Raw genomic sequence first — 21,077 nt, 5'->3', positions numbered from 1 at the left:
CAGAGTCAATCATCCAGAGGCGGTAGCCCGGCCAGCACCTTCTCGATCGTGATGGGGAAGTCGCGCACCCGCAGTCCCGTGGCGTTGAACACCGCGTTCGCGACCGCCCCGCCGGCCCCGCAGATGCCCAGCTCACCGACGCCCTTCGCACCGAGGAGGTTGGCCTTGTCGTCGTACCCGTCGAGTATGACGGCGTCGACGTCGGGGATGTCCGCATGGACGGGAACCAGATATTGCGCGAGGTCCCGGTTGACGAAGGCGCCGGATCGCGAGTCGACGACGGCCTCTTCCTCAAGGGCCGCGCCGGCTCCCCAGATCATGCCGCCGATCAACTGTGATCGCGCCGTCTTCGCATTGAGCACGCGGCCCACCGAGAACACGCCCAGCATGCGCCGCAGACGGATCTCGGCGGTGTCCGCATCGACCCCCACTTCGGCGAAATGGGCGCCGTAGGTGTGGATCGAGTAGGCCGCGTAGTTCGGATCGTCGCCCATGAAGCGGATCTCGCCCTCCGCAGCCATACCTTCGGGATGGCTGCGTGCGACGATCTCGCTCAGCGCCTGGGACGCGCCACCGATGCGCACGCTGCCGTCGGCGAACCGGGCGTCTGCCGGGTCCAGGCCGTACAGCGGAGAGCGCGTGTCCCCGCGTGCCGCGACCAGCAGCTTCTCCCGCAGGGCCGTGCACGCCCGATGTGCCGCGGCGGTCGAGTTGGCGGCGCCCCACGAGCCACCGGACCCCCAGCTGGAGGGAAGCCCGGAACGCCCGAGCTCCACCCGCACCCGGTCGGCCGGCAGTCCGAGCCCGTCGGCCGTGACCTGGGTCAGGATGGTGTAAGTACCCGTGCCGATGTCGGTCATGTCCGTCTGGACGACGGCGGTACCGTCCGCCTCCAGCCGCACCCGCACCGCTGTCGGCCCTTGGAAATGCCCGCGGATGGCGGCGGCCACGCCGTAGCCGACCAGCCATCGTCCCTCGCGCAGACTCGCCGGTGTGGTGGGCCGGCGCTCCCAGCCGAACCGGCGCGCGCCGTCGCGCAGGCAGTCGACCAGGTGACGGTCGCTGTACGGCACATCCCGCTCCGGATCGACGGTGGGCTCGTTGCGGATCCGCAGCTCGACCGGGTCCATCCCGAGCGCATGGGCCAGCTCGTCCACCGCCGACTCGACCGCCAGCAGGCCCGGCGCCTCACCCGGCGCGCGGACGTCCGACCCGCGCGGCAGATCGAGCGGCGTGAGCCGGTGGCTGGTCAACCGGTGGGGTGCGGCGTAGAGGCTGCGGGTGGTGGCGGCGGTCTGCTCGGCGAACTCCAGGTCGGGGTTGGTGTGCATGGTGACGTCATGGGCGATGGCTGCCAGCCGTCCGTCGCGCCCCGCTCCCAGTCGCACCCGCTGGCTTGTCGTGGGGCGCATGCCGACGAGCTGGAAAATCTGCTGCCGGGTCAGCGCGACCTTGACCGGTTGGCCCAACACACGCGCGGCCAGCGCTGCCAGGATCGTCTCGGCGTGGATGCCCAGCTTGGAGCCGAAGCCCCCGCCGACGAAGGGGGTGACGATGTGCACCCGCTCAGGGGCGATCCGCAGCGTGGCGGCGACCGAGGCCCGTGCCGCGTCGACGATCTGGGAGGCGACGTAGACGGTCAGGTCCTCGCCGCGCGGTTCCACCAGACACGCGTGCGGTTCCATCGGCATCGAGAACTCGTACGGCGTCGTGTAGCGCTGGTCGACGCGCACGTCAGCGGCGTTGAATCCGGCGTCGAAATCGCCGACCGCGGTATCGGTGGGGAACCCGGCATTGACCACTTTCGGGATGTACGTCTCGTCGTCGTCCGCGGCGAAGTCGAAACGCCCCCGCCCGACGGCGTATTCCACCTCAAGGAGATCGGCCGCCGCTCGGGCCTGCTCGAAGGTCGCGGCGACGACGAGTGCCACCGGCTCGCCGTAATAGTGAATGTCCGGGCCGGTCAGCGCCGGCTGGGCGCGCCAGTATTCGAACTGAACGGACTCATCACGGACACCTTGCACCGGGGCATTGTGATGCGTCATCACCAGATGTACGCCCTGCGCGCGTTCGGCCTTCTCGGTGTCGATACGGGTGATGCGGCCTTTGCCGATCGTCGCCCCGACGATGACACCGTAGAGCGGTTGGCCGGCCTCCCAGTACTCGTAGGCATAGGTGGCCCGGCCGGACACCTTCAAAGGGCCGTCAACGCGGTTCAAAGGCTGCCCGATCATCTTGCCTCCTCAGCTCGACCGGGCCGCTTGTGCCAGCGTGCGGCACAGCGTGCGCCGAGCCAGCTCTATCTTGAAGTCGTTGTGCCCCTGCCCCACTGCGTCGCGCATCGCGGCCTGGGCGGCAGCGCGATAGGCAGCCATCGTGGCGGGACGGCCCACCAGCGCGGCCTCCGCCTCGAAGGACCGCCACGGCTTGTGCGCCACACCACCGAATGCCACCCGCACGTCGCTGACCATGCCTCGATCGGTCGACACGACAGCCGCCACGGACACCAGCGCGAACTCGTACGACGCCCGGTCGCGCACCTTGCGGTAAAGCTGTCGGCCCGGCGGGGGAGGGGGCAGGATCACGCCCGTGATCATCTCGCCGGACCGCAGTACGGTCTCGATGTGCGGGGTGTCGCCGGGCAGCCGGTAGAAGTCCGTGATGACGACGCGGCGTACCGAGCCATCGGCGTCGAGCAGCTCGATCTCCGCCTCCAGCGCGGTCATCGCCACGGCCATGTCCGAGGGGTGGGTGGCGATACAGGAGTCGCCGGCGCCGAGAATCGCATGGATCCGGTTGAAACCGCCGATCGCCGAACAACCAGATCCGGGACTCCGCTTGTTGCAGCCCGCAGCCGTGTCGTAGAAGTAGGGGCAGCGAGTGCGCTGCAACAGATTTCCGCCGGTGGACGCCTTGTTGCGCAACTGGCCCGAGGCGCCGGACACCAGCGCCTGCGACAGCACCGGATAGCGGGTGCGTACCCGGGCATCGGCGGCCACATCGGAGTTCACCGCCTGGGCGCCGATGCGCAGTCCGCCGGCCGGCAACTCCTCGATGGCCCGCATCGGAAGCCTGCTGATGTCGACCAGATGGCTGGGATGCTCGATGTCGAGCTTCATCAGGTCGAGCAGATTGGTGCCGCCACTGATGAACTTCGCGCCGGCGGTGGACACCGCGGTGACGGCAGCCTGTGCGTCCGTCGGTCGCTCGTAGGTGAAGGGCCTCATACAGGGCCTCCCTGCGCCATGCCGCGGATGGCCGCGACGATGTTGGGATAGGCAGCGCACCGGCAGATGTTGCCGCTCATCCGCTCGCGGATCTCCTCGTCGGTCAACGCGATCTGCGGCGAGGCGACCTCAGCGGTGGCGTGGCTGGGCCAGCCCGCCTCCACCTCGGCGAGCATGCCGACAGCAGAACAGATCTGGCCAGGAGTGCAGTAGCCACATTGGAAGCCGTCACACTCGACGAAGGCGCGTTGCATGGGATGCAGGTCACCGGGCTCGCCCAGACCTTCGATCGTCACCACCTCGTCGCCCTCGTGCATGACGGCCAGCGTCAAACAGGAGTTGACGCGCCGGTCGTTGATCAGCACGGTGCAGGCGCCGCACTGCCCATGGTCACACCCCTTTTTGGTTCCGCTCAGGCGCAGATGTTCACGCAACGCGTCGAGCAGCGAGGTCCGCGGATCCACCGCAAGCCGCTGCACCTGACCATTCACCCGCAATTCGATCGCCGAGAGCGGAGCCGTCCCGCTCTGCCCAGGCCCCTCGGCGCCCGTATCCGCCTGGCTCATCACAGCCCGCCCTTCTCACTGGGTGCGGTGTCACGCTGGGTATGTGTTTCCGCGGTCGGGCGCGCTCCCTGGCTCCCAGGGTCTCGCAAAAAGGCCACCCTCGCACCGCGACGGTTCCTTCGGTGTCCGTGCTACCGCCGAGGTGTAGGACTTTCGCCAGCAGGCGGACCGTGCGAACGGGCACCCACACGATCGGCAGCCCCGGCTTCGCACCACCTTCGAGGCCGGCCCTCACAAGTGCGGACCAGCCTCGAATCTGAATGCGTAGGTCGCTGGAAACGGCCTCCGCGACCGAAACCACGTCCTCGACCAAAGCCGCGTCCACGGCCTCGATCACTCAAACGGGAAAAGGCTGAAAGGGAAGGCGAATTTTCCGTTGCTTTCGCCTACTCAACGTGTCCGCTGGTTGCTCTCTGGATTCCCGCTTTTCCGCCCAGAGTAATAGGGTTCAGAACCGTGATCTCGACGCCCCGCCGGCATGTATGAGCGTGCTACGGCTCGTTCGACCGCAGCTCCCGACCGGTCTCCGACTGCGAGTTCTACCGGCTGCTGACCGCCGCGTTCACAGATCTGGATGCTTCGTCGCCACCTGGTAGTACCCCGAGTGGAACACCAGAGGGGTCCCGCCGTCGGCGTCGTACTGTTCGACCTCGCCGAGGAAGATGATGTGGTCGCCGGCGTCGAGGCGTTGGACGGTGCGGCATTGGAAGCGGGCGACCGTGCCGTCCAGGAGGGGGGTGCCGGCGATGCCGGGGGTGGTGGGGGTACCGCGGAACTTGTCGTCGGCCGGGGTGGCGAACTGGCGGGAGAGGTGGTGCTGGTCGGCGGCCAGTATGTGGACGGCGAAGTGCGAGGCGTCGGTGAAGTCCGGGAGGCTCGGGCTGTCTTTGCCGGGGCACCACAGAACGAGGGGCGGGTTCAACGAGACGGAGGTGAAGGAGTTCGCGGTCATGCCGACGTCGCGGCCGTCGGGGGCGCGGGCCGTCACCACGGTCACGCCGGTGGCGTACTGACCCAGCGCGCGGCGAAGTTCGCGGCCGTCGAAGCGGGCGGCGTGCTGGGCGCGCTTCTCGGCGAGGAAGCGGTGTGCCTCGGCCTCCTCGAACCACCAGCGGTAGAGGGTGCGCGGGTCGTCGAATCCGGCGGCGAGGGCGCCGGCGACAGCGGGGATTTCGGCCGCCGCTGTCAGAAGGTCGCGGTGGTGGGGACTCAGTTCGGTCAGGAGGGAGTTGGTCCAGCCGACGGCCCATTGAGCCCAGCCGCGCCAGAAGTTGTCGAAGGTGCGCTGCATCCACTGCGGGGTGAATTCGGCGGTGCCGTGGCGGAGGATGCTGTCGAGATAGTGGGTCGCGGCCTGGGCCGCGTTGTTCGAACCCTGGCCGGTGATCGGATCGTTGAGGACGACGGCGTCGGCCATGCCGAGGACGTGCCGGCCGGAGGCCAGGCGGGCGACGGGGTGCCGGACGGTCGGAGTGAACCTGCCGCGCAACACGCCGCCGCTGTCGGTGAGCCGGGCGTGCCGGTAGCGCTCGTATTCGTCGGGGAAGAACCGGTGGAGGATTTCCAGTGAGCGGGTGAGGTGGCTTTCAGGCGTGCGGATGTCGTCCCAGCAGTCCATCGGACCGCCGGGGACGCCCTCGAAGACCATGATGTCGCAGGGGCCGGTGGTGGTGAGGGCGGGGAAGGAGAAGTACTCGCCGACGCCGGGGACCATGCGGTAATGGATGGCGGCCTCCCCCTCCCGTGGTCCCGTTCCCGTGACGTACGTCAGGGCAAGCGCACGGCGCGGCCGGTCGTACGGGGAGAGTTCGGTGTTGCGCGGGAAGAGTTGGCTCAGCTCGCCCTTGCCCGTGGAGACCACGACGAGATCGTGCGTACGGGCGTACCATTCGACGTCGTTGACGCCCGCCTCGTGCCGCACGATCTCGCCGCGACCGCCGTCCGCGAACTGCTCGATCCAGGCGGCACACTTGACCCGTTGGTCGACGGAATGGGCAGGGCCCTCCAGCGGCGCCCGCCAGGACACGTCCGGAGTCCCGTGCGGACCGATGAGAGAGAGCGCGATGCCGGTGATGTCCGGGGCCTGGCCCTCCCAGTGGTGCAGGCCGAGTTCGCGCTCGCTCTGGAGCGCGGTGTCGAACATGCACTGGCTGGACATGACCGGGCCGCGACGTATCTCGTCGGGGTTGCGGTCGGTGACCAAGGTGACGTCATAGCCGTGCGCCTGGAGTCCCAGGGCGAGTTGGGCACCGGCCTGCCCGGCGCCGATCACCGCGATCCTTCTCATGGTCCTGCTGTCCTGCTCTCGTTACGTACGTACCACTGACGTGCCGTCAGTTTGTTGCCGACTGTTCCTGCCCTCAGGCACTGACCGCAGTCAGGTAGTTCTTCGCGGCGACCGGGTCCATGAGCCAGTGGAAGAGGTCGCGCGGGTCGTCGAAGCCGTTGACGAAGCGGGCGGCGATACGGGAGTTGGTGCTCGCCGCGCCGAAGATCTCCAGGACGTGCTGCGGCGGGGCGCCGAGCATCGCGTTGGTCCAGGCTGTGGCGGACTGCGCGTTGTCCCAGAAGCGGCCGAAGGTCAGCTCCATGAACGCGGCGTCGTACGGGCGCTCGCCGTGGTCCAGGATGGTGGCGAGGTAGGAGGCCGCGCACTTCGAGGCGTTGTTGGACCCCTGGCCGGTGATCGGGTCGTTGAGGACGACGACGTCGGCGAGGCCGAGTACCTGCGCGCCGGAGGGGAGCGTGGCGACGGGCTTGCGGACGGTCGGCGCGAAGCGGCCCGCGAGGGTGCCGTTCCCGTCGGTGAGCGTGACATCGGTGCAGCGCTCGGCTTCCCACGGAACGTACGTCCGCAGCAGCTCCTGGAACTTCGCCAGCTGCTGGTGGGGGGTGAGCCCGTCGAAGCAGTCGAGCGGGCCGCCCGGGATGCCCTCGAAGAACATGATGTCGCAGGGGCCGCTGGTGGTGAGGCTGGGCATGGTGAAGTACTCACCCACACCGGGGATGACGTTGAAGCTGACGCCGGGGCGGTCGGGCAGCGCTGCCATGCCGGTGACGTACGCCAGGGCCAGCGCGCGCTGCGGAGCGTCGTAGGGGGAACGCATGGCGTCCCGCTCGAACAGCCCGGCGATCTCCCCCTTGCCGGCCGCGACGATTACCAGGTCGGACTCGGCGGCGTAGCGCTCCAGGTCCTCGATGCCGGCCTCGCAGAGCTCCAGACGGCCGCCGCGGCGCGCGAACTCGCCCATCCAGAGTGGCATTTTGACGCGCTGGTCGATGGAGCGGGCGGTGGCATCGAGGCGGGCGTCGAAGGAGAGCGCCCGGCCGCCCTGGCCGTCGGCGATGCTCACGCCGAGACCGTCGATCGACGGGCAGGCGTCGCCCCAGAAGTCGAGGCCGTGGTTGCGCTCGTGGGCCAGCGCGGTGCCGAACATGGCCTGGCTGGACATGACCCGGCCCTCGCGGATCTGGTCTCCGGTGCGGTTGGACACGAGCGTGACGTCAAAACCGTGGTCGATCAGGCCGATGCCGAGCTGGAGGCCGGCCTGGCCGGCTCCGACGATGGTGATCTTGCGCATGAGGGGGTTCTCCGGGGGTTGGGGTGTGCGGTTTTCAGCAGTGCCGTGCGGTGCCGTGCGCTGTGCAGCGTTCCGGCACGTGGTGGCGACAACCGGGGGACGGCGGTTGTGTGGCATGCGGCTGCCCGCCTGAGGGGGCTGGCGGGCAGCCGCGGAAGGCCGGGTCGCCCGTAGGGCCGGGGGATGGGCCCCGGGCAACCCGGCCGGCTGGAGGGGCCCGGCCGAATCGGCGAGCCGGGGCAGCAGAGGCAAGGGTGCCGCGACGTGCGGGGTGCGGCCTTGGCGGCCCTCGCCGCGTCGGTCGCGCGTAACGCGCGCAGCGCGCATGCGACGGATTGTCCGCTGGGCGTGACTCCGCCTCTGACGAGCGCAGTCCGGCCCGGCACTCCCTGCATTGCTGATTCCCAGGATTCTCTCGGGTCCGCGGTGGCCAGGCGGCAATCTTGGTATGACAAGATCACCTCCGCTATCCGGATCACGCGGGTCGCTGTCCCGATCGCGCAACTCGGCGGTGGAGGTTTACATGCCCGCTGAAAAGTCCCCCCTCGCAAATCACCAGCGGTTTCATACAGCGGACATTTGGGAGGCGCGGGCCGAGGTCGGCCGCGCCTTCTGTCCGCATGAGCTGCGCATCGTGCGGCGCTCGGCGACGCTCGACGCCCGGCTGCACGGTGCACCCTTCGACCGGACAGGTCTCTATTACCTCGATTACGGAACGGAAGTCCGGATCACACCGGGCGACCTGGAGAGCTTTTTCCTCGTCCAGATCCCGCTCGCCGGTCACGCCGAAATCACCTGCGGCCGCGAGGAGATCATTTCCTCCCCAGAACTCGCTTCAGTCCCCTCTCCGACCGGAAAGTTGGATATGCGCTGGGGTGACGGCAATCCGCAGCTGATCGTGTGGTTCGACCGATCGTCGCTGGAATCGCACCTGGGCAGTCTGCTCGGCCGCGCCGTGCGCCGCCCGATCTTCTTCTCGCTCGGCATGAACCTCACCACGCCGGGCTCCCGATCCTGGCTCAACATCGTCGACCTGATGCGCCGGGAGGCGGAGGGGCCTGGTGGGATGACAAGCCAGCCCCTCGTCACAAAACAGCTTGAATCACTCCTCATGACCCAGCTGTTGATGGCTCAGCCCAACAACTACACGTCGGCGTTGCTCGGCGAGCAGCCGCGCGTCGCACCGCCCGCGGTCCGCCGCGCCATGGAGGTCATCGAGGGACACGCCGCCGAACCGCTCACGGTCGCGGAGATCGCGGAATGCGTCGGCGTCGGCGTACGGGCCCTTCAGGAGGGCTTCCGCCGGCACCTCGACACGACACCGCTCGCGTACCTGCGCGAGGTCCGTCTGGACCGTGTACGCAAGGAACTCCTGGCTTCCGACCCGGGTGCCGCGACCGTCACCGCCGTCGCCTCCCGCTGGGGCTTCCTGCACCCGGGCCGTTTCTCCCTCGCGTACCGCCAACAGTTCGGGGAGTCGCCTTCGGAGACGTTGCGGGCATAGGAGAAATTCGGTGGGAGCCGGGCGAACGCCGGCTCGCTCCTGCGAGACATACCTGCCCGCTCGGCGATTTCGCTGATGTTCACCGCTTGCCTCCCGGGCCGGCGGGCACTCGACCCCATCGTCGAACCATTCGACAACCGGTTCGCGAACCGCTTCGGCAAGCATTACGGGCCCCCTATCGGCAATGTCAAGGCATTCTCTGCATTCTCGCGACAGGCATATGAAACTGGCTCTCCGTCAGGCCTGTGAACCGCAGGCGATCACGCGATCGTCCGGCTCTTCTTCAGCAAGCGGTGAACGTTTCCCAGGCCGGTGGCGGCGATGCCCGAAAGGCGGTCCGGGCCACGTGCTGGCCGATCGGCCGGCCGGCCGGTGCCGGCAGGGCGATCACGACCAAGGTCACACCCATCTCCACCGCCGAGGTGCGCCACGGCGCACCTCGGCGGTGGCTTGGGCGGCGACGCGGGCGTCAGGCCGTGTACTGATAGGCCGGATAGGTGAGGTAGCCGGCGTTGCCGCCCTGGTAGTACGTGTTCTCGTCGACGGGGGCGATCGGCAGGCCGGTGCGGAGGCGTTCGACGAGGTCGGGGTTGGCCAGGAAGCCGCGGCCGAAACTGATCAGGTCGGCGCCCAGGGTCAGCCAGTGGTCGGCTTCCGCGCGGTCGGTCTGCTTGGGGCCCATCGGGAGGACCGGATTGACGATCAGGGTGCTGGGCCAGGCGCGGCGCAGGCCGGTGAGCACCTCCTCGTCCGTGGTCGCCTCCAAGTGGACGTAGGCGAGTCGGAGCCGGGTCAGCTCCGTCAGCAACGCGGTGTTGAGGGCGAGCGCGTCGGTCTCCTCGACGCCCCAGAAGCCGCCTCCCGGGGAGAGGCGGATGCCCGTCCTGGCCGCGCCGATGGCGTCCACCGTGGCGGCTACGGCCTCCAGGGCGAACCGGATTCGGCCCGCGATCGTGCCGCCGTAGCGGTCCGTGCGGAGGTTGGCGTTGGAGGAGAGGAACTGGGAGATCAAGTAGCCGTTGGCGCCGTGGAGTTCGACTCCGTCGAAGCCCGCGTCGATCGCGTGGCGGGCCGCCTCGGCGTAGGCGTGGGCATGCTCGGGCACCTCGGCGGTGTCCAGTGCGCGGGGCACGGGTGCGGGCTGCGGTCCGGACGGGGTGAAGACATTGCCCACCGCGGCGATCGCCGAGGGACCGACGGGCTGGTGGCCGGTCGTGTCGGGGTGCGAGACCCGGCCGCCGTGCATGAGCTGAGCGAAGATCCGTCCGCCGTTGATGTGCACGGCGTCGGTCACGGCACGCCATGAGGCGACCTGCTCCTCGGTGTGCAGTCCGGGCGTGCCCGGGTTGGACTGCCCGACGAGGCTGGGCTGCACGCCCTCGGACACGATCAGTCCGGCCGTCGCGCGCTGCGCGTAGTACGTCGCCATGGACGGTGTGGCAAGGCCGCCGGCCGCGGCCCTGACACGGGTCATCGGGGCCATCACCATCCGGTTGGGCAGGGTCAGGTCGCCGAGTCGGTAGCTGCTGAACAAGGTCGTCACGTCGGGCTCCTCCGTACATCGCGTACCCGAACCCCGGGCACGGCGCTACGCTAAAACCTGACATCAATGTCAGAGGCAAGCGTTGTGGCGTGGTTCACCAGGGGAGGCAGTCGTGCGGATCGGTGAGCTCGCGGCGCGCACCGACGTCAGCGTCCGGTCGCTGCGCTACTACGAGGAGCAGGGGCTGCTGACCAGCAGCCGCAGCGCCAGTGGTCAGCGGCATTACACGGAGGCCGAGGTGGAGCGGGTGCGGTTCATCCAGCGGATGTACGCGGCCGGCCTGTCCAGTCGCACGATTTCCGAGCTGCTGCCCTGCGTCGACACGCCCAGCGAGGGCAACTCCGACGCTGCTCTCGCGCGGATGGCGCAGGAGCACGCCCGGCTCTCCGAGCACATCGACGAACTAGTGCGGACCCGGGCCGCATTGGCCGGCCTGATGGCCACGGCCCGGGCCCATCGCGAGAGCCTGCACACATCGGCCGGTCCGGGCCCGAGGAGTTGAACGCGCACGGTGGTCCCCGCCCGAGTTTCGTATCGCAGGCGGAGAAAGCTGTGAGGCAGGCATTTTCCTCCGACGGGCGGGGTGTTGAAGTTGAGGTGTTGTGGGTGAAGACGTTCACCGGGCTGCCGATGCGGCTCCGGCGGAGCGATGGCTCGGCTCGTCCGCGGGTGTCGTCACCGACTCAGTAGCAGGTCCCGGACCGCTGAGGGTTGGGAAAGGAAGGGGTGGTGGCCGGCGTCGAGTTCGATGACGCTGCCGGCCCGGCGGGCGAACTCGCGCTGCAGCCGCGGCGGGGTGCCCCGGTCCTGAGCGCACACGAGGTACGTCGAGGGCGACTGCTGCCATGCGGCCGCTCCGACTCGCTGCCCGGTCACCTGCAGGTTCTGCCGGGCGAGGTGGTCCGCCGCCTGCGCCTGGATCTCGGGGTCGCAGTCCTGCAGGAACGTGTCAACGAGCAGCTCGGGGCGGACCCCGAACGTGCCGGCGTCGGGGTCGACGTCGAGGAACGGGGCGGGGCTGCCGTCCCCGAACTCCGACAGGCTCTGCCCGACCTCGGGCAGGTAGCTGGAGACCAGCAGCAGGTGGCGTACCGCCCCGATGCCCGCAGCGGCCTCCGCGGTGACGATCCCGCCGTAGCTGTGGGCGACCACGATGGTCGGCTCGTCGCCGGCCTGCAGCACCTGCCGCACCGCGGCCACGTCATCGGGCAGCCCCGGACCGCCGACGCCGCCTGGCAGGCCCGCCTCGCCGCAGCTCGGCAGCGCCGGGGCCACGCTCGGCACCCCCCGCTCCCGCAGCAGCTCGGCGGTGCGGTGCCACCACCACGACCCGTCCCGCACGCACGCCCCGTGCACGAACACGACTCTCATCGCCACCTCCAAGTCGGCTGCTTTCGTCGTCACCCTGCCGGTTTCACGTGGCATGCCTGCGTGAACGTCGCCTGGGCCCAGGGCAGTTAGCAGCCCACGTTCCTCGCCCAGCGCTCGCCGGAGCGCGGGTCTCTCAGCGCCCGACGAACTCGGCGGGCGTGTTGAACATGAGCCATGCCGTGGCGGCATCCTCGTAGAGGCACCGGACCTTTCTTTCACGACGGAGCAGGCCCCCGCGCAGAGCGTCATCGGCGTCAGATCTTCTCCGGCCCGGGTCGTTTGGATCCTCGCGGGGCCGTTCCACCGGCAGCGTCACCTCGCCGCGTGGTCGGCAGAAACCACTCTTTCGCACGCTCTTTTAGGTCTGGGTCGTTCCAAGGGCGTTGCGCAGGAACGCCGTTGCCTGGTCGATGGCTCCGCGGGCGGCTTCGGAGTGACTCAGTGAGTTGAGCATCATGAAGTCGTGGACCGTGCCGTCGTAGCGCACCGTGGTCACCGGGACGCCGGCTGCTCGGAGTTTGGCGGCGTAGGCCTCGCCCTCGTCGCGCAGCACGTCGGCCTCGTCGACGATCAGCAGGGCGGGCGGCAGGCCGGAGAGCTGCTCGACGGTGGCGTGGTTGGGGGACGCGGTGATCTCCGCGCGTTGGTTCGGGTCGGTCGTGTAGGCGTCCCAGAACCATTCCATCAGCTTGCGGCTCAGGTAGTAGCCGGTGGCGAATTGGTCGTAGGAACCGGTGTTCATGGCCGCATCAGTGACCGGGTAGTACATCGACTGCTGTACGAACTTGACGTCACCGCGCTCCTTGGCCATGAGGGCGAGTGCGGCGGTCATGTTCCCACCGACCGATTCCCCGGCCACTGCCATGCGCTGTGCATCCAGCCCCTTGTGCGCCCCCTCGCGGACGATCCACTGCGCGGTGGCGTAGCCCTGCTCGATGGCCACGGGGTAGTGCGCCTCGGGTGACGGCGTGTACTCCACGAAGGCCACTGCCGCACGTGCGCCGACCGCCAACTCACGCACCAGGCGGTCGTGGGTACCGGCATTGCCCAACACCCAGCCTCCGCCGTGCATGTACAACACCACGGGCAGCGTTCCGGTGACGCCCTGCGGCTTGACGATGCGTACCCCTACATCGCCCACCGCCGCCGGAACCGAAACCCACTCCTCGTCGACCGGCAGCTTGTCGACCGGCGCGGCCTGGAGGTCGTCGAGCACCTTGCGCGCCGCGGTCGGATCCAGCTCGTAGAGGAACGGATGCTGCGAGGTCGCGTCGGCGAGCTCCTGTGCCTCGGGCTCAAGGACGACGGAGGCGGTTTGACCAGCCATGGGAATGCTCCCTGGGAAATCTGCGAAGCGCATGACGGAGAGCGCGGGGCGCTGAAGAGCGCCGCGCTCGGCCCGGGCTGCGGGGCGGTCGGCAGAGCCGCCGCCCTTGTGCAAGCCCCTGATAAGCCCCTGATGGGGGTATTTGTCCATTGTAATTGCCCGTCCTCCGCAGACGCATTCCAAGGAACCGCCTAATCCGCCCGCCGGGTGCTCGGCTCGGTGCCGACATGGCTTCCTCGGCGACAGGCTCACCGACGAGCGGATATGCCGACCAACGGCCACTGGCGCGGATCGCCTGTGACGGAAGGGGCGAATGCTTCAAAGCCGCGGCTCGTCCATCACCGGGGGGCGTACCGGCGCTGGGCCAGCTCTTCGTCAGGTGAGCCAGTCGGTGTAGCGGGTGGGGGCGATGCGTGCGTCGCCCTTGGTGGTGAGCACATCGCCGTCGACGGCGGCGAACATGCCGGCGGTGTCGTCGGTGACGACCGTGCGGCCGTCGGGTCGGGCGTTCAGGGTGATCCGGCCGAGTTCGTCGAGGGGATGGACCTCGGGTCCGCCGACCTTCAAGGTTCCGTTCAGAGGGCTACCGGCGGCGACTTCGGCGACGGTGTCGGAGACGTCCTGGGCGGCGATCGGCTGGATGGGGGTGGTGGGCAGGCGGACGGTGTCACCCTCGGTGGACATGGACATGACGGCGTCGATGAACTCCATGAACTGGGTGGCGCGGACGATCGAATAGGGGATCGGCCCGGCCTTGAGGATGTCTTCCTGCAAGACCTTGGCGCGGTAATAGACGAGGTCGGGCACCTGGTCCGCGCCGACGATCGAGAGGATGACGAAGTGCCCCACCCCGCCCTTGTGGCCGGCGGCCAGGAGGTGGTCCATCGAGGCCTGGAAGAAGGCGGGAGAGGCATCGTCGAAGGTCGGGGAATTCGTCAGATTGACGATGACGTCTGCTCCGGCCACCGCCTCTTCCACGCCCTGGCCGGTGAGCGCGTCGACACCTGTGGACGGTGAGTGCGGCACGGCCTCGTGCCCGGCGGCGTTCAGCTTCTTCACGACCTGCGACCCGATCAGACCGGTACCGCCGATGACTGCGAACTTCATGGGTCACCTCTCGTCGCGCGTCAATAGGTCATGCGTCCAGATTGCGGCGATCCAGTGCGCGACGCACTCCGGCCGGTGCCCTCCTGGGCACGCTGGTGACGCTGCGCGCTTGACAGGCGGACCTGCCGTGCAGGCTGAGACCGGCTCCGGTACCGAAGACGTGGCTGCCGTCACCGGTCGGCACGTTCAGCACATCGCCGCCTGAGAGAAGGTGAGGGCTGCTGTGGGCACGGTGTCGGCTCCTGGTGCTCGGTGGTTCCGATACCGTGCACCTTCCGTCGGACTCAGGGGTTTGGTGCTGCCGTGGATCCGCTGTACGGTCCGCGGCCACACACCTGGATACTGATCACCATGCGCACTGACTTTGATCCCGCTGCCATGTCCCGCAACGAGTTCTACAAGCTGCTGACCGCCACCGTGGTGCCGCGGCCCATCGCCTGGGTGTCCACCACATCGGCAGACGGAACGCACAATCTCGCACCGCACTCCTTCTTCTCGATCGCCAGCGTCACGCCGCCCGTCGTGCAGTTCAGCTCCGTCGGGCGCAAGGACACTTTGCACAACGTCGAAGCGACCGGTCAGTTCGTGGTGAACTTTGCGCCGGAGGGGCTCTTCGAGCAGATCAATGACACGGGTACCGACTTTCCGCACGGGGTGAGCGAGTTCGAGGCGGCCGGGATCGCTACCGAGCCGAGTCTGCGGGTCAAGCCGCCGCGCGTGGCGGCCTCGCCGGTGGCGTTGGAGTGCGAGGTGCACAGCACGCTGAGGATCGGCGATGGCACCGTCGTCTTCGGGCGCGTGGTGCATGCGGCCGTCTCAGAGGACGTACTGGTCGACGGGCACCCCGAGATTTCCCGGCTGAAGCCCCTGTCGCGCCTGGGGAAGGACGAGTGGGCCGCGGTCTCCGGGGTACGCGAGATCTCCCGCATTCGGCATGCGGACTGGCGGGGGCCGGCGGGCGACCGGTAGAGGGCGTCGACAGCGGACCGCGGACCACGGCCGAGGGAAGACAGGCGAACGTCCGCCCCCTTGGCCCCTCGCCCCCTTCCCCAGCGTTTCAAGTCACTTGGTCCGCGGGCCACTTGGGGAATGTGGCGAGGTTCGGGACTGGGCCGTCATGGTGGTCGTTGCAATGGTGTCAGTGGTGTAGGTGCCTGCCCGCGCAATGGATGACTGGAGTCGCTGTGACTGCTCTTCCTCCCGCGTTCCACGCTTCACCTGATTCCTCCGGCTCGGGCTCGGGCTCCGGCTCCGGGGGCGGCTCCTCGCAGGTCAGCCGGCGGAGTGCGGTCCGGGCGGTGGCCGCCACTGCGGTTGCCGGGGCGATGGCGGCAGCCGCGTACGAGCCGGCGCCCGCGTACGCGGCCGGCAGCGGGCCGGCGCTGCGGGCCATGACCTTCAATCTGCGGTACGCCTCGGACGCCCGGCCGCACTCCTGGGCAGAACGCCGCCCCGTGATGCGGGCCCTGCTCCGCCGGGAGGCCCCGCACGTGCTCGGGACGCAGGAGGGGCTGTACGGGCAGTTACGCGATATCGCCGAGGACCTCGGGCCGCACTACGCCTGGGTGGGAATGGGACGCGGCGGCGGAAGCAAGGACGAATTCGCGGCCGTCTTCTATGACGTGCGAAGGCTCGAACCGGTGGAATACGACTATTTCTGGCTGTCCGACACGCCGTATCTGATCGGGTCGGCGACCTGGGGAAATACCGTCATTCGGATGGCGACCTGGGTGCGATTCCGGGAGCTGCGGACGGAGCGCGCATTCTATGTGCTCAATACGCATCTCGATCATGCGCATCAGTACGCGCGAGAGCGGTCCGCCGCTCTGATCACCGAACGGCTGGCTGGGCTGGACCCCACGCTGCCCCGGATCGTCACGGGCGACTTCAATGTCGCCGCGCACAAGAATTCCGTGTACGACGCGATGCTCGGTGGCGGGTCCCTAGTCGACAGCTGGGACGCGGCCGATGAGCGCAGCCCGCAGTACGCCACCTTTCACGGCTACCGGCCGCTGGTACCGGACGGGGACCGGGTCGACTGGATCCTCACCTCGCCGGGGGTGCGCTGTCGGCGCGCCACGATCAATACGTATTCCGCGCACGGTCAGTATCCGAGCGATCACCTGCCGGTTCAGGCGCTGCTCGAATGGTGAGGACGCCGGCCCTGCCATAGGGCCTGTCCGATGGGTCATGGCCGGGCCCGCGGCCCTGACCCGTCGGACAGGCTCTAAGCGGTTTCCGAGTGCGGACTGCGGCGGGCCGCGGAGCCACGGATCTGCAGGCCATCGAGGAGTTCCCGGGTCGCGGCCGTCACGGCGTCCACGGCCTGGTCGAACACCTCGCGGTTGTGAGCCGCCGGGGCGTGGAATCCGGAGACCTTGCGGACGTACTGCAAGGCCGCCGCCCGGATGTCCTCGTCATGGACCTCGGGGGTGGCGGGCGGACGGAGCGTCTTGATGCTGCGGCACATGAGTCCAGTGTGCCGTGTGAGCCCGGGGATGTGGGGTGGGTGCGGTCTGCCGTGTGGGCCGGCGCTGTCCGGTGGGTCCGGCGGTGTGCCGCGTGAGCCCGGCGATAAGGGGCGGGACCGGTCTGCCGTCGAGGGCCGGGCGCTATCCGTCGAGGCCGGTCACCCGCATCGTGATGTTGAGGCGGCCGCCGGACAGGCCGGACGCCGGATCGCCGGTGCCCGGTCGGACCTTGGTCACCCCGTGATAGGCGAAGCGGGACGGCCCGCCGAAGACGAAGAGATCACCGGAGGCCAGCTCGATGTCGGTGTAGGGCTTGGTGCGCGTCTCGGTGTTGCCGAAACGGAAGACACACGTGTCGCCGATGCTGAGCGAGACGACCGGTGCGGGGGAGCGCTCTTCCTTGTCCTGATGCATGCCGAGCTTCGCCTGGCCGTCATAGAAGTTGATCAGCGCGGTGTCCGGCGTGTAGCCGTCGCCGGCGGTGGCGTCCCGGTAGGCCTCGACCAGTGCGCGACGCCCCAACTCGACCATCCAGTCGGGGAACGCGGCCACCCGCGCCCCGTTCACATCGTCGGCGGTGCGGGTGTACGCGTACGGCTGCCAGTGCCAGCCGATGCACACGGTCTGGACGGACATCACGCCGCCGCGCGGGAGCTTGGTGTGACGGATCGGGGCCGGACCACGCGCCCAGCCCCGGCAGGCGGTGACGAGCGCGCGCTGCTGGGCCAGGGGCAGCCAGCCGGGGACGTGAACGGCGCCGGGGGCGACTTCCCGGCGGAGTGCACGGGCCGCGGCGGTCTCCCCGAAGCCCCCGACGTCCTCGAAGCCGGGAAGTGGGCTGCTCATGTGCTCCTGCCTCATCGCTGACTTCTTACAGCGTGCCACGGCGATGCGTCGTCGCCCGAGGAGCCGGTGGGCCGCTGGACGACCCAGCCGCGGTCGACGGTCCAGGTGCCGCCGTCCGCGTCGGCGCCCCGCATGCCCTGGAGCGTCGCCCGGCCCGCGAGGGCGGGTACGCGGGAGTCGCCGAGCGCCGCGAAGCCGTATGTACGTGCCGGGTCCCATCCGGTGCTGTGCCGCAGCCGGCGGCTCATCTGGGCCCAGCCGAGCGGCGCGGCCGCCACCACCCAGGCATCCGGTTCCCCGGCGGTGAAGCGGCCGGCCGCCCGGAGCCAGGACGCGGCGGACTCCGGCCAGTCGACCACGGCCAGCACCGGCAGCCGGCCGAGCGCCCGCCACCCTTCGATGAATGCCGCCGCGGTCGAACGCGACGCGTCGTCCCGGCTGTGCCCGACCACCACGGTGGAGATACGGGCTCCGGGCGAGACCATGAGGTCCAGCAGGGCGGCGAGTTCGGCGTCGGTGTGCGCAGCGGGGGAGGGGAGGGGCCCGTACGCGGCCGCCTCCGCCCGGGAGAGGAGGGGAGAGGTCATCGGCTGACCAGCAGCAGCCCACCAGCGTCGCCGCCGGAAGCGATGTCGTTCGTGGTGGCGGCGGTATCCGTCCCGGGAGTGGTCATGGCGCGTCCGTCCTCGGTCGTGTGCGTTGCTCTCACGCTTCGAGTCTGCGGGTACGGGCGCCGCTTCGGCTGGCGGAAATCGGACGGCTTGGTCTGGTGGGCCGGTTGCCCGGCCCGGTTGCGGTCACCGGCGTGTGTGTCGTCCCCTGGCGCAGGTGGTGGACGCCCTCCGCCGCTGGCTCACCACTGAGCGCGCAGACCGGGGCCGGGCGCGGCACCCTGCTCGGGGCTCAGGGGTGGTAGTGCTCGGCGATCCGGGTTGCCACGCCGCCCTCAACGGTGACCCGGACCTCGACGGAGTCCATCTTGGCCGCCTTCTCCAGCTGCTGCTCGGTGCACGGGGAGGTGCCGTAACCGCTGCTGTCCACGGTGACGTTGCCGTTTGACGCGCAGATCGTGGCTGCGCCAAGGGTCTTGGTCCCGGAGCCGACGAAGAAAGCCTGCTCGGTCCCGGACGCCGGTGTCACGGTGAGCTTGCCGGGAGCCAGATACTTGAGGACGCCGGTCCAGGTGCCGTTCCCCCCATTGCCGTGGGACGCCGGTCCGGAACCGTCCGCAGCACCGGAACCCGACGCCGATCCGGTGTCCGTACCGGCCCCGCTCGTGGGGCTGCCGCCACCTGCCTTGTTGCCGCTTGCCCCGGCGCTCTGCCCGCCGCCCTTCTCTGCCTGGCGCGCCTTCCGGTCCGTTTCCGCGTCTTCGTTGGCTGCGGCGTTGCCGAGGGCGGCCGCCTCCTTGGACCGGTTCACGGAGTCCGGGCTCGTCGAGACCTTGGTGCTGGGCTTGGGACTGCTCTGGCCGGAGCCGCAGGCGGTCAACGAGAGGGCGGCGACGGCGATCAGCGAAGCGGCAACGACCGTGCGTCCACGGCGAAGGGCGGGAGGTAAGGCGGTGTGGGTGGCGCCGGTGGCGGTTGCGGTGAAGTCGATGTCGGTCTCGGGGTCCTTCTTCCAGGACATGAGAATCCCCCCTTGCGTGCACGCTGCCGCTCCGCCTTCAGGATTCCGGTGGAATCGTGGCGTCGCTGCGCTGGCTTCGGTGTTGGCTGTGCCGATGGTCGTCGGCGTGCGTACCGCTTCGGCGAGCGGGACATGCATCAGCTTGGTGCCGATGGCTGCCGATCCACTAACGCACCACTAACGCGCCTGCCACATACACCCATCCACGCTGACCTTGGGCTACGCCGCCTCGACGACCTCCGCGCGCACCGCCAACGTCCAGATCTCCAGCAACACCGCATACTCCGCCATGTCCTGCGCCGACCACGCCAGTCCGCGCCGGGCGCGGACGAATCGCCGAATCGATTCGTTCGCCTCGGCGGCGGGAACGGGGACATCCGTGTGGGCAGAAGGAGTTGGGGACATATAAGCCATGCTAGGGGCAGACACTGACAACGCGATCCCCCGCGCATCGGCCCGCCGCCCGCATTCGCCGCCCGCACCCCCGCCCTTACGCCGCCTCAACTTCCTGACCAGCCAGGATCGTCGGCCGCTCGATGCGCCCTCGCTACCTGCATGTGTCCATTCCCACACGCTCCGCGATCATCGAGGGCGAAGGGCGGATCCCGGCGACGGCAGCTGCCGCCCCTCGACGCCCAGCCGCCGATGCCCCGCTCTCAGCTCCCGCCCCAGCCGTCAACACCGCGCCCTCAACACCCCACCCCTCAATGGAGAAAGAGACACAACGGGTGTCCCGCCGGATCGAGCAACACCCGGACATCGTCCTGGGGCTGGAAAGCGGCGCGCGTGGCCCCCGCCGCGACCGCATACGCCTCGGCCTCATCAAGGTCATCGACCCGGATGTCGAGATGCAGCATCTTCTGCTGTGCTCCGGGTCGTTCCGGCCACACCGGCGCCTGATACCCGGGCTCGGACTGGAACGAGAGCCCGGTACCCCCGTCCGGGCGCCTGACGAGTACCCAGTCCGGCTCGCTGTAGGTCACCTCCCACCCGAGCAGCCGCCGGTAGAAGTCCGCAAGCACATGCGCCTCCGGGCAGTCCAGGACCACCGTCGCAAGCGAGAACCGAGGTCTCGCGGCCACCTTCACTCCTTTCGCCTCGATGCCGTGCCGACGGATCCTTCCCTCGCCGCCGCATCCGCAGCATGCGAGGGATCTCGTCTGCCCGCACGGCCGCGAGGAGCGCGATGACCGCACCGGCGCACCGGCCGGTCTGCCGGTCTGTCGGTCCGCCGGTCCGCCGGTCCGCCGTTGTCAGTGGTGCCCCGTACCGTGGCTCTCGTAACTATCCGAGCTGCTGGCGCTTCTCGGACCCGCCCCGCTCCCGTGACAGTGCACGGGGGCGGGGCACCTCCGAAGCCACGGCGGGGCACGCCTCTGGAGCCACCATGGAGGTGGGTGTGGATGTGCCCGCCGCCTCTCCTCCTTCATGAGGCGAGGCGGGCGGGAGTGCGTGAGGATGGAAGGGCCGAGGTGCAGCGGCGCGCGTACAGCGGCGTGGGGAGCGCCGCCCACAGCACCTGCCGAGTCGTATTCGGGAGGCCACGATGGAGGATTACCCGGAAAGCTATGAGCTGGTATTTCAAGCTCCCGCTGTGGAGGACGACGTGGTGATCGTCCGTCGTACCGAGCGGGCAGGAGCCGGCGGGTATCCGGTCTACGAGGATGAATCGGGGATCGTACGCGCAGAGATCAGCGACCGGGGCGAGGTCCGCATGCTGGCCAGCGGCGGACACCAGATGCTCAAGACACCGATGCTGGCGCGGCCACTCACTCCGTGAGCCGCGGGCTTCTCGGCGGCTCCTCGGCGGTTGTACGACCTCTGTCGACCCTTCACGCTGCGTGGATGGTCGATAGCGGCATGTTCCGAGTGTGGAGCCGTGTGGCGTGGCCGGCATACGCG

At 69.2% G+C, this 21,077-nt stretch carries 21 protein-coding genes; 5 read left to right on the top strand and 16 right to left on the bottom strand.

Annotated elements, in window-relative coordinates; translation table 11 throughout:
- Positions 1 to 5: 5 nt before the first annotated feature.
- The 5 genes from BKA18_RS02095 to BKA18_RS02075 form a co-directional block, all read right to left on the bottom strand.
- The gene (locus tag BKA18_RS02095; RefSeq protein WP_366043863.1) at positions 6 to 2,234 is read right to left on the bottom strand and encodes a molybdopterin cofactor-binding domain-containing protein; all 2,229 of its coding nucleotides are present in this window, start codon (positions 2,232 to 2,234) and stop codon (positions 6 to 8) included.
- Between the two features lie 9 nt (positions 2,235 to 2,243).
- Positions 2,244 to 3,227 carry an FAD binding domain-containing protein gene (locus BKA18_RS02090; RefSeq protein WP_366043862.1) on the bottom strand — a complete coding sequence of 328 codons (984 nt, stop codon included), beginning with the start codon at positions 3,225 to 3,227 and terminating at the stop codon, positions 2,244 to 2,246.
- Positions 3,224 to 3,793, bottom strand: coding sequence for a 2Fe-2S iron-sulfur cluster-binding protein (locus BKA18_RS02085; protein ID WP_366043861.1), 570 nt, complete (start codon positions 3,791 to 3,793; stop codon positions 3,224 to 3,226). The genes BKA18_RS02090 and BKA18_RS02085 overlap by 4 nt, the downstream gene beginning before the upstream one ends.
- Positions 3,794 to 4,355: 562 nt before the next feature.
- Entirely contained in the window at positions 4,356 to 6,080 is a 1,725-nt protein-coding gene (locus BKA18_RS02080) for a styrene monooxygenase/indole monooxygenase family protein (protein WP_366043860.1), read from the bottom strand.
- A 73-nt stretch (positions 6,081 to 6,153) separates the two neighbouring features.
- Entirely contained in the window at positions 6,154 to 7,374 is a 1,221-nt protein-coding gene (locus BKA18_RS02075; protein WP_366043859.1) for a styrene monooxygenase/indole monooxygenase family protein, read from the bottom strand.
- Between the two features lie 523 nt (positions 7,375 to 7,897).
- Between BKA18_RS02075 and BKA18_RS02070 the strand changes: the two genes are divergently transcribed.
- Positions 7,898 to 8,878 (top strand): AraC family transcriptional regulator, encoded by a 981-nt coding sequence (locus BKA18_RS02070; protein ID WP_366043858.1) that lies wholly within the window; start codon positions 7,898 to 7,900, stop codon positions 8,876 to 8,878.
- 469 nt (positions 8,879 to 9,347) lie between these two features.
- Here the strand turns inward: BKA18_RS02070 and BKA18_RS02065 are convergent, their stop codons facing one another.
- The gene (locus tag BKA18_RS02065) at positions 9,348 to 10,421 is read right to left on the bottom strand and encodes an alkene reductase (RefSeq protein WP_366043857.1); all 1,074 of its coding nucleotides are present in this window, start codon (positions 10,419 to 10,421) and stop codon (positions 9,348 to 9,350) included.
- A 112-nt stretch (positions 10,422 to 10,533) separates the two neighbouring features.
- Here BKA18_RS02065 and BKA18_RS02060 point away from each other — a divergent pair, with 112 nt between their 5' ends.
- Positions 10,534 to 10,923 carry a MerR family transcriptional regulator gene (locus BKA18_RS02060; protein WP_366043856.1) on the top strand — a complete coding sequence of 130 codons (390 nt, stop codon included), beginning with the start codon at positions 10,534 to 10,536 and terminating at the stop codon, positions 10,921 to 10,923.
- A gap of 173 nt (positions 10,924 to 11,096) precedes the next feature.
- Here the strand turns inward: BKA18_RS02060 and BKA18_RS02055 are convergent, their stop codons facing one another.
- The 3 genes from BKA18_RS02055 to BKA18_RS02045 all read right to left on the bottom strand — a co-directional run bounded on the left by BKA18_RS02055 (position 11,097) and on the right by BKA18_RS02045 (position 14,226).
- Positions 11,097 to 11,792 carry an alpha/beta hydrolase gene (locus BKA18_RS02055; RefSeq protein ID WP_366043855.1) on the bottom strand — a complete coding sequence of 232 codons (696 nt, stop codon included), beginning with the start codon at positions 11,790 to 11,792 and terminating at the stop codon, positions 11,097 to 11,099.
- A gap of 358 nt (positions 11,793 to 12,150) precedes the next feature.
- On the bottom strand, positions 12,151 to 13,119 hold the full coding sequence (locus BKA18_RS02050; protein ID WP_366043854.1) for an alpha/beta hydrolase: 969 nt from the start codon (positions 13,117 to 13,119) through the stop codon (positions 12,151 to 12,153).
- A gap of 375 nt (positions 13,120 to 13,494) precedes the next feature.
- Positions 13,495 to 14,226, bottom strand: coding sequence for an SDR family oxidoreductase (locus tag BKA18_RS02045; RefSeq protein WP_366043853.1), 732 nt, complete (start codon positions 14,224 to 14,226; stop codon positions 13,495 to 13,497).
- A 351-nt stretch (positions 14,227 to 14,577) separates the two neighbouring features.
- Between BKA18_RS02045 and BKA18_RS02040 the strand changes: the two genes are divergently transcribed.
- Positions 14,578 to 15,195, top strand: a complete 618-nt coding sequence (locus BKA18_RS02040; RefSeq protein WP_366043898.1) for a flavin reductase family protein — start codon at positions 14,578 to 14,580, stop codon at positions 15,193 to 15,195.
- Positions 15,196 to 15,524: 329 nt separating this feature from the next.
- Positions 15,525 to 16,379, top strand: coding sequence for an endonuclease/exonuclease/phosphatase family protein (locus BKA18_RS02035; protein ID WP_366043852.1), 855 nt, complete (start codon positions 15,525 to 15,527; stop codon positions 16,377 to 16,379).
- 74 nt (positions 16,380 to 16,453) lie between these two features.
- Here the strand turns inward: BKA18_RS02035 and BKA18_RS02030 are convergent, their stop codons facing one another.
- The 7 genes from BKA18_RS02030 to BKA18_RS02000 form a co-directional block, all read right to left on the bottom strand.
- On the bottom strand, positions 16,454 to 16,696 hold the full coding sequence (locus BKA18_RS02030; RefSeq protein ID WP_147245772.1) for a DUF2277 domain-containing protein: 243 nt from the start codon (positions 16,694 to 16,696) through the stop codon (positions 16,454 to 16,456).
- A 142-nt stretch (positions 16,697 to 16,838) separates the two neighbouring features.
- Positions 16,839 to 17,543, bottom strand: coding sequence for an alpha-ketoglutarate-dependent dioxygenase AlkB family protein (locus BKA18_RS02025; RefSeq protein WP_366043851.1), 705 nt, complete (start codon positions 17,541 to 17,543; stop codon positions 16,839 to 16,841).
- Between the two features lie 11 nt (positions 17,544 to 17,554).
- Positions 17,555 to 18,130 (bottom strand): hypothetical protein, encoded by a 576-nt coding sequence (locus tag BKA18_RS02020; protein WP_366043850.1) that lies wholly within the window; start codon positions 18,128 to 18,130, stop codon positions 17,555 to 17,557.
- A complete protein-coding gene (locus BKA18_RS02015) occupies positions 18,127 to 18,252 on the bottom strand; it encodes a hypothetical protein (protein WP_366043849.1) in 126 nt (41 codons plus the stop codon). The genes BKA18_RS02020 and BKA18_RS02015 overlap by 4 nt, the downstream gene beginning before the upstream one ends.
- A gap of 194 nt (positions 18,253 to 18,446) precedes the next feature.
- Positions 18,447 to 19,175, bottom strand: coding sequence for a hypothetical protein (locus BKA18_RS02010; protein ID WP_366043848.1), 729 nt, complete (start codon positions 19,173 to 19,175; stop codon positions 18,447 to 18,449).
- A 219-nt stretch (positions 19,176 to 19,394) separates the two neighbouring features.
- Entirely contained in the window at positions 19,395 to 19,580 is a 186-nt protein-coding gene (locus BKA18_RS02005; RefSeq protein ID WP_106430567.1) for a hypothetical protein, read from the bottom strand.
- A gap of 299 nt (positions 19,581 to 19,879) precedes the next feature.
- Positions 19,880 to 20,257 carry a VOC family protein gene (locus tag BKA18_RS02000; RefSeq protein WP_366043846.1) on the bottom strand — a complete coding sequence of 126 codons (378 nt, stop codon included), beginning with the start codon at positions 20,255 to 20,257 and terminating at the stop codon, positions 19,880 to 19,882.
- Positions 20,258 to 20,721: 464 nt separating this feature from the next.
- On the opposite strand from BKA18_RS02000, the gene BKA18_RS01995 reads away from it, so the two are divergent.
- On the top strand, positions 20,722 to 20,955 hold the full coding sequence (locus BKA18_RS01995) for a DUF6296 family protein (protein WP_040901270.1): 234 nt from the start codon (positions 20,722 to 20,724) through the stop codon (positions 20,953 to 20,955).
- Positions 20,956 to 21,077: the final 122 nt, after the last annotated feature.

Source organism: Streptomyces auratus (assembly GCF_050433025.1).
GTDB lineage: Bacteria > Actinomycetota > Actinomycetes > Streptomycetales > Streptomycetaceae > Streptomyces > Streptomyces sioyaensis.
The sequence above is the reverse complement of the archived record's forward strand: the minus strand, read 5'-3'. Positions and strand labels throughout refer to the sequence as shown.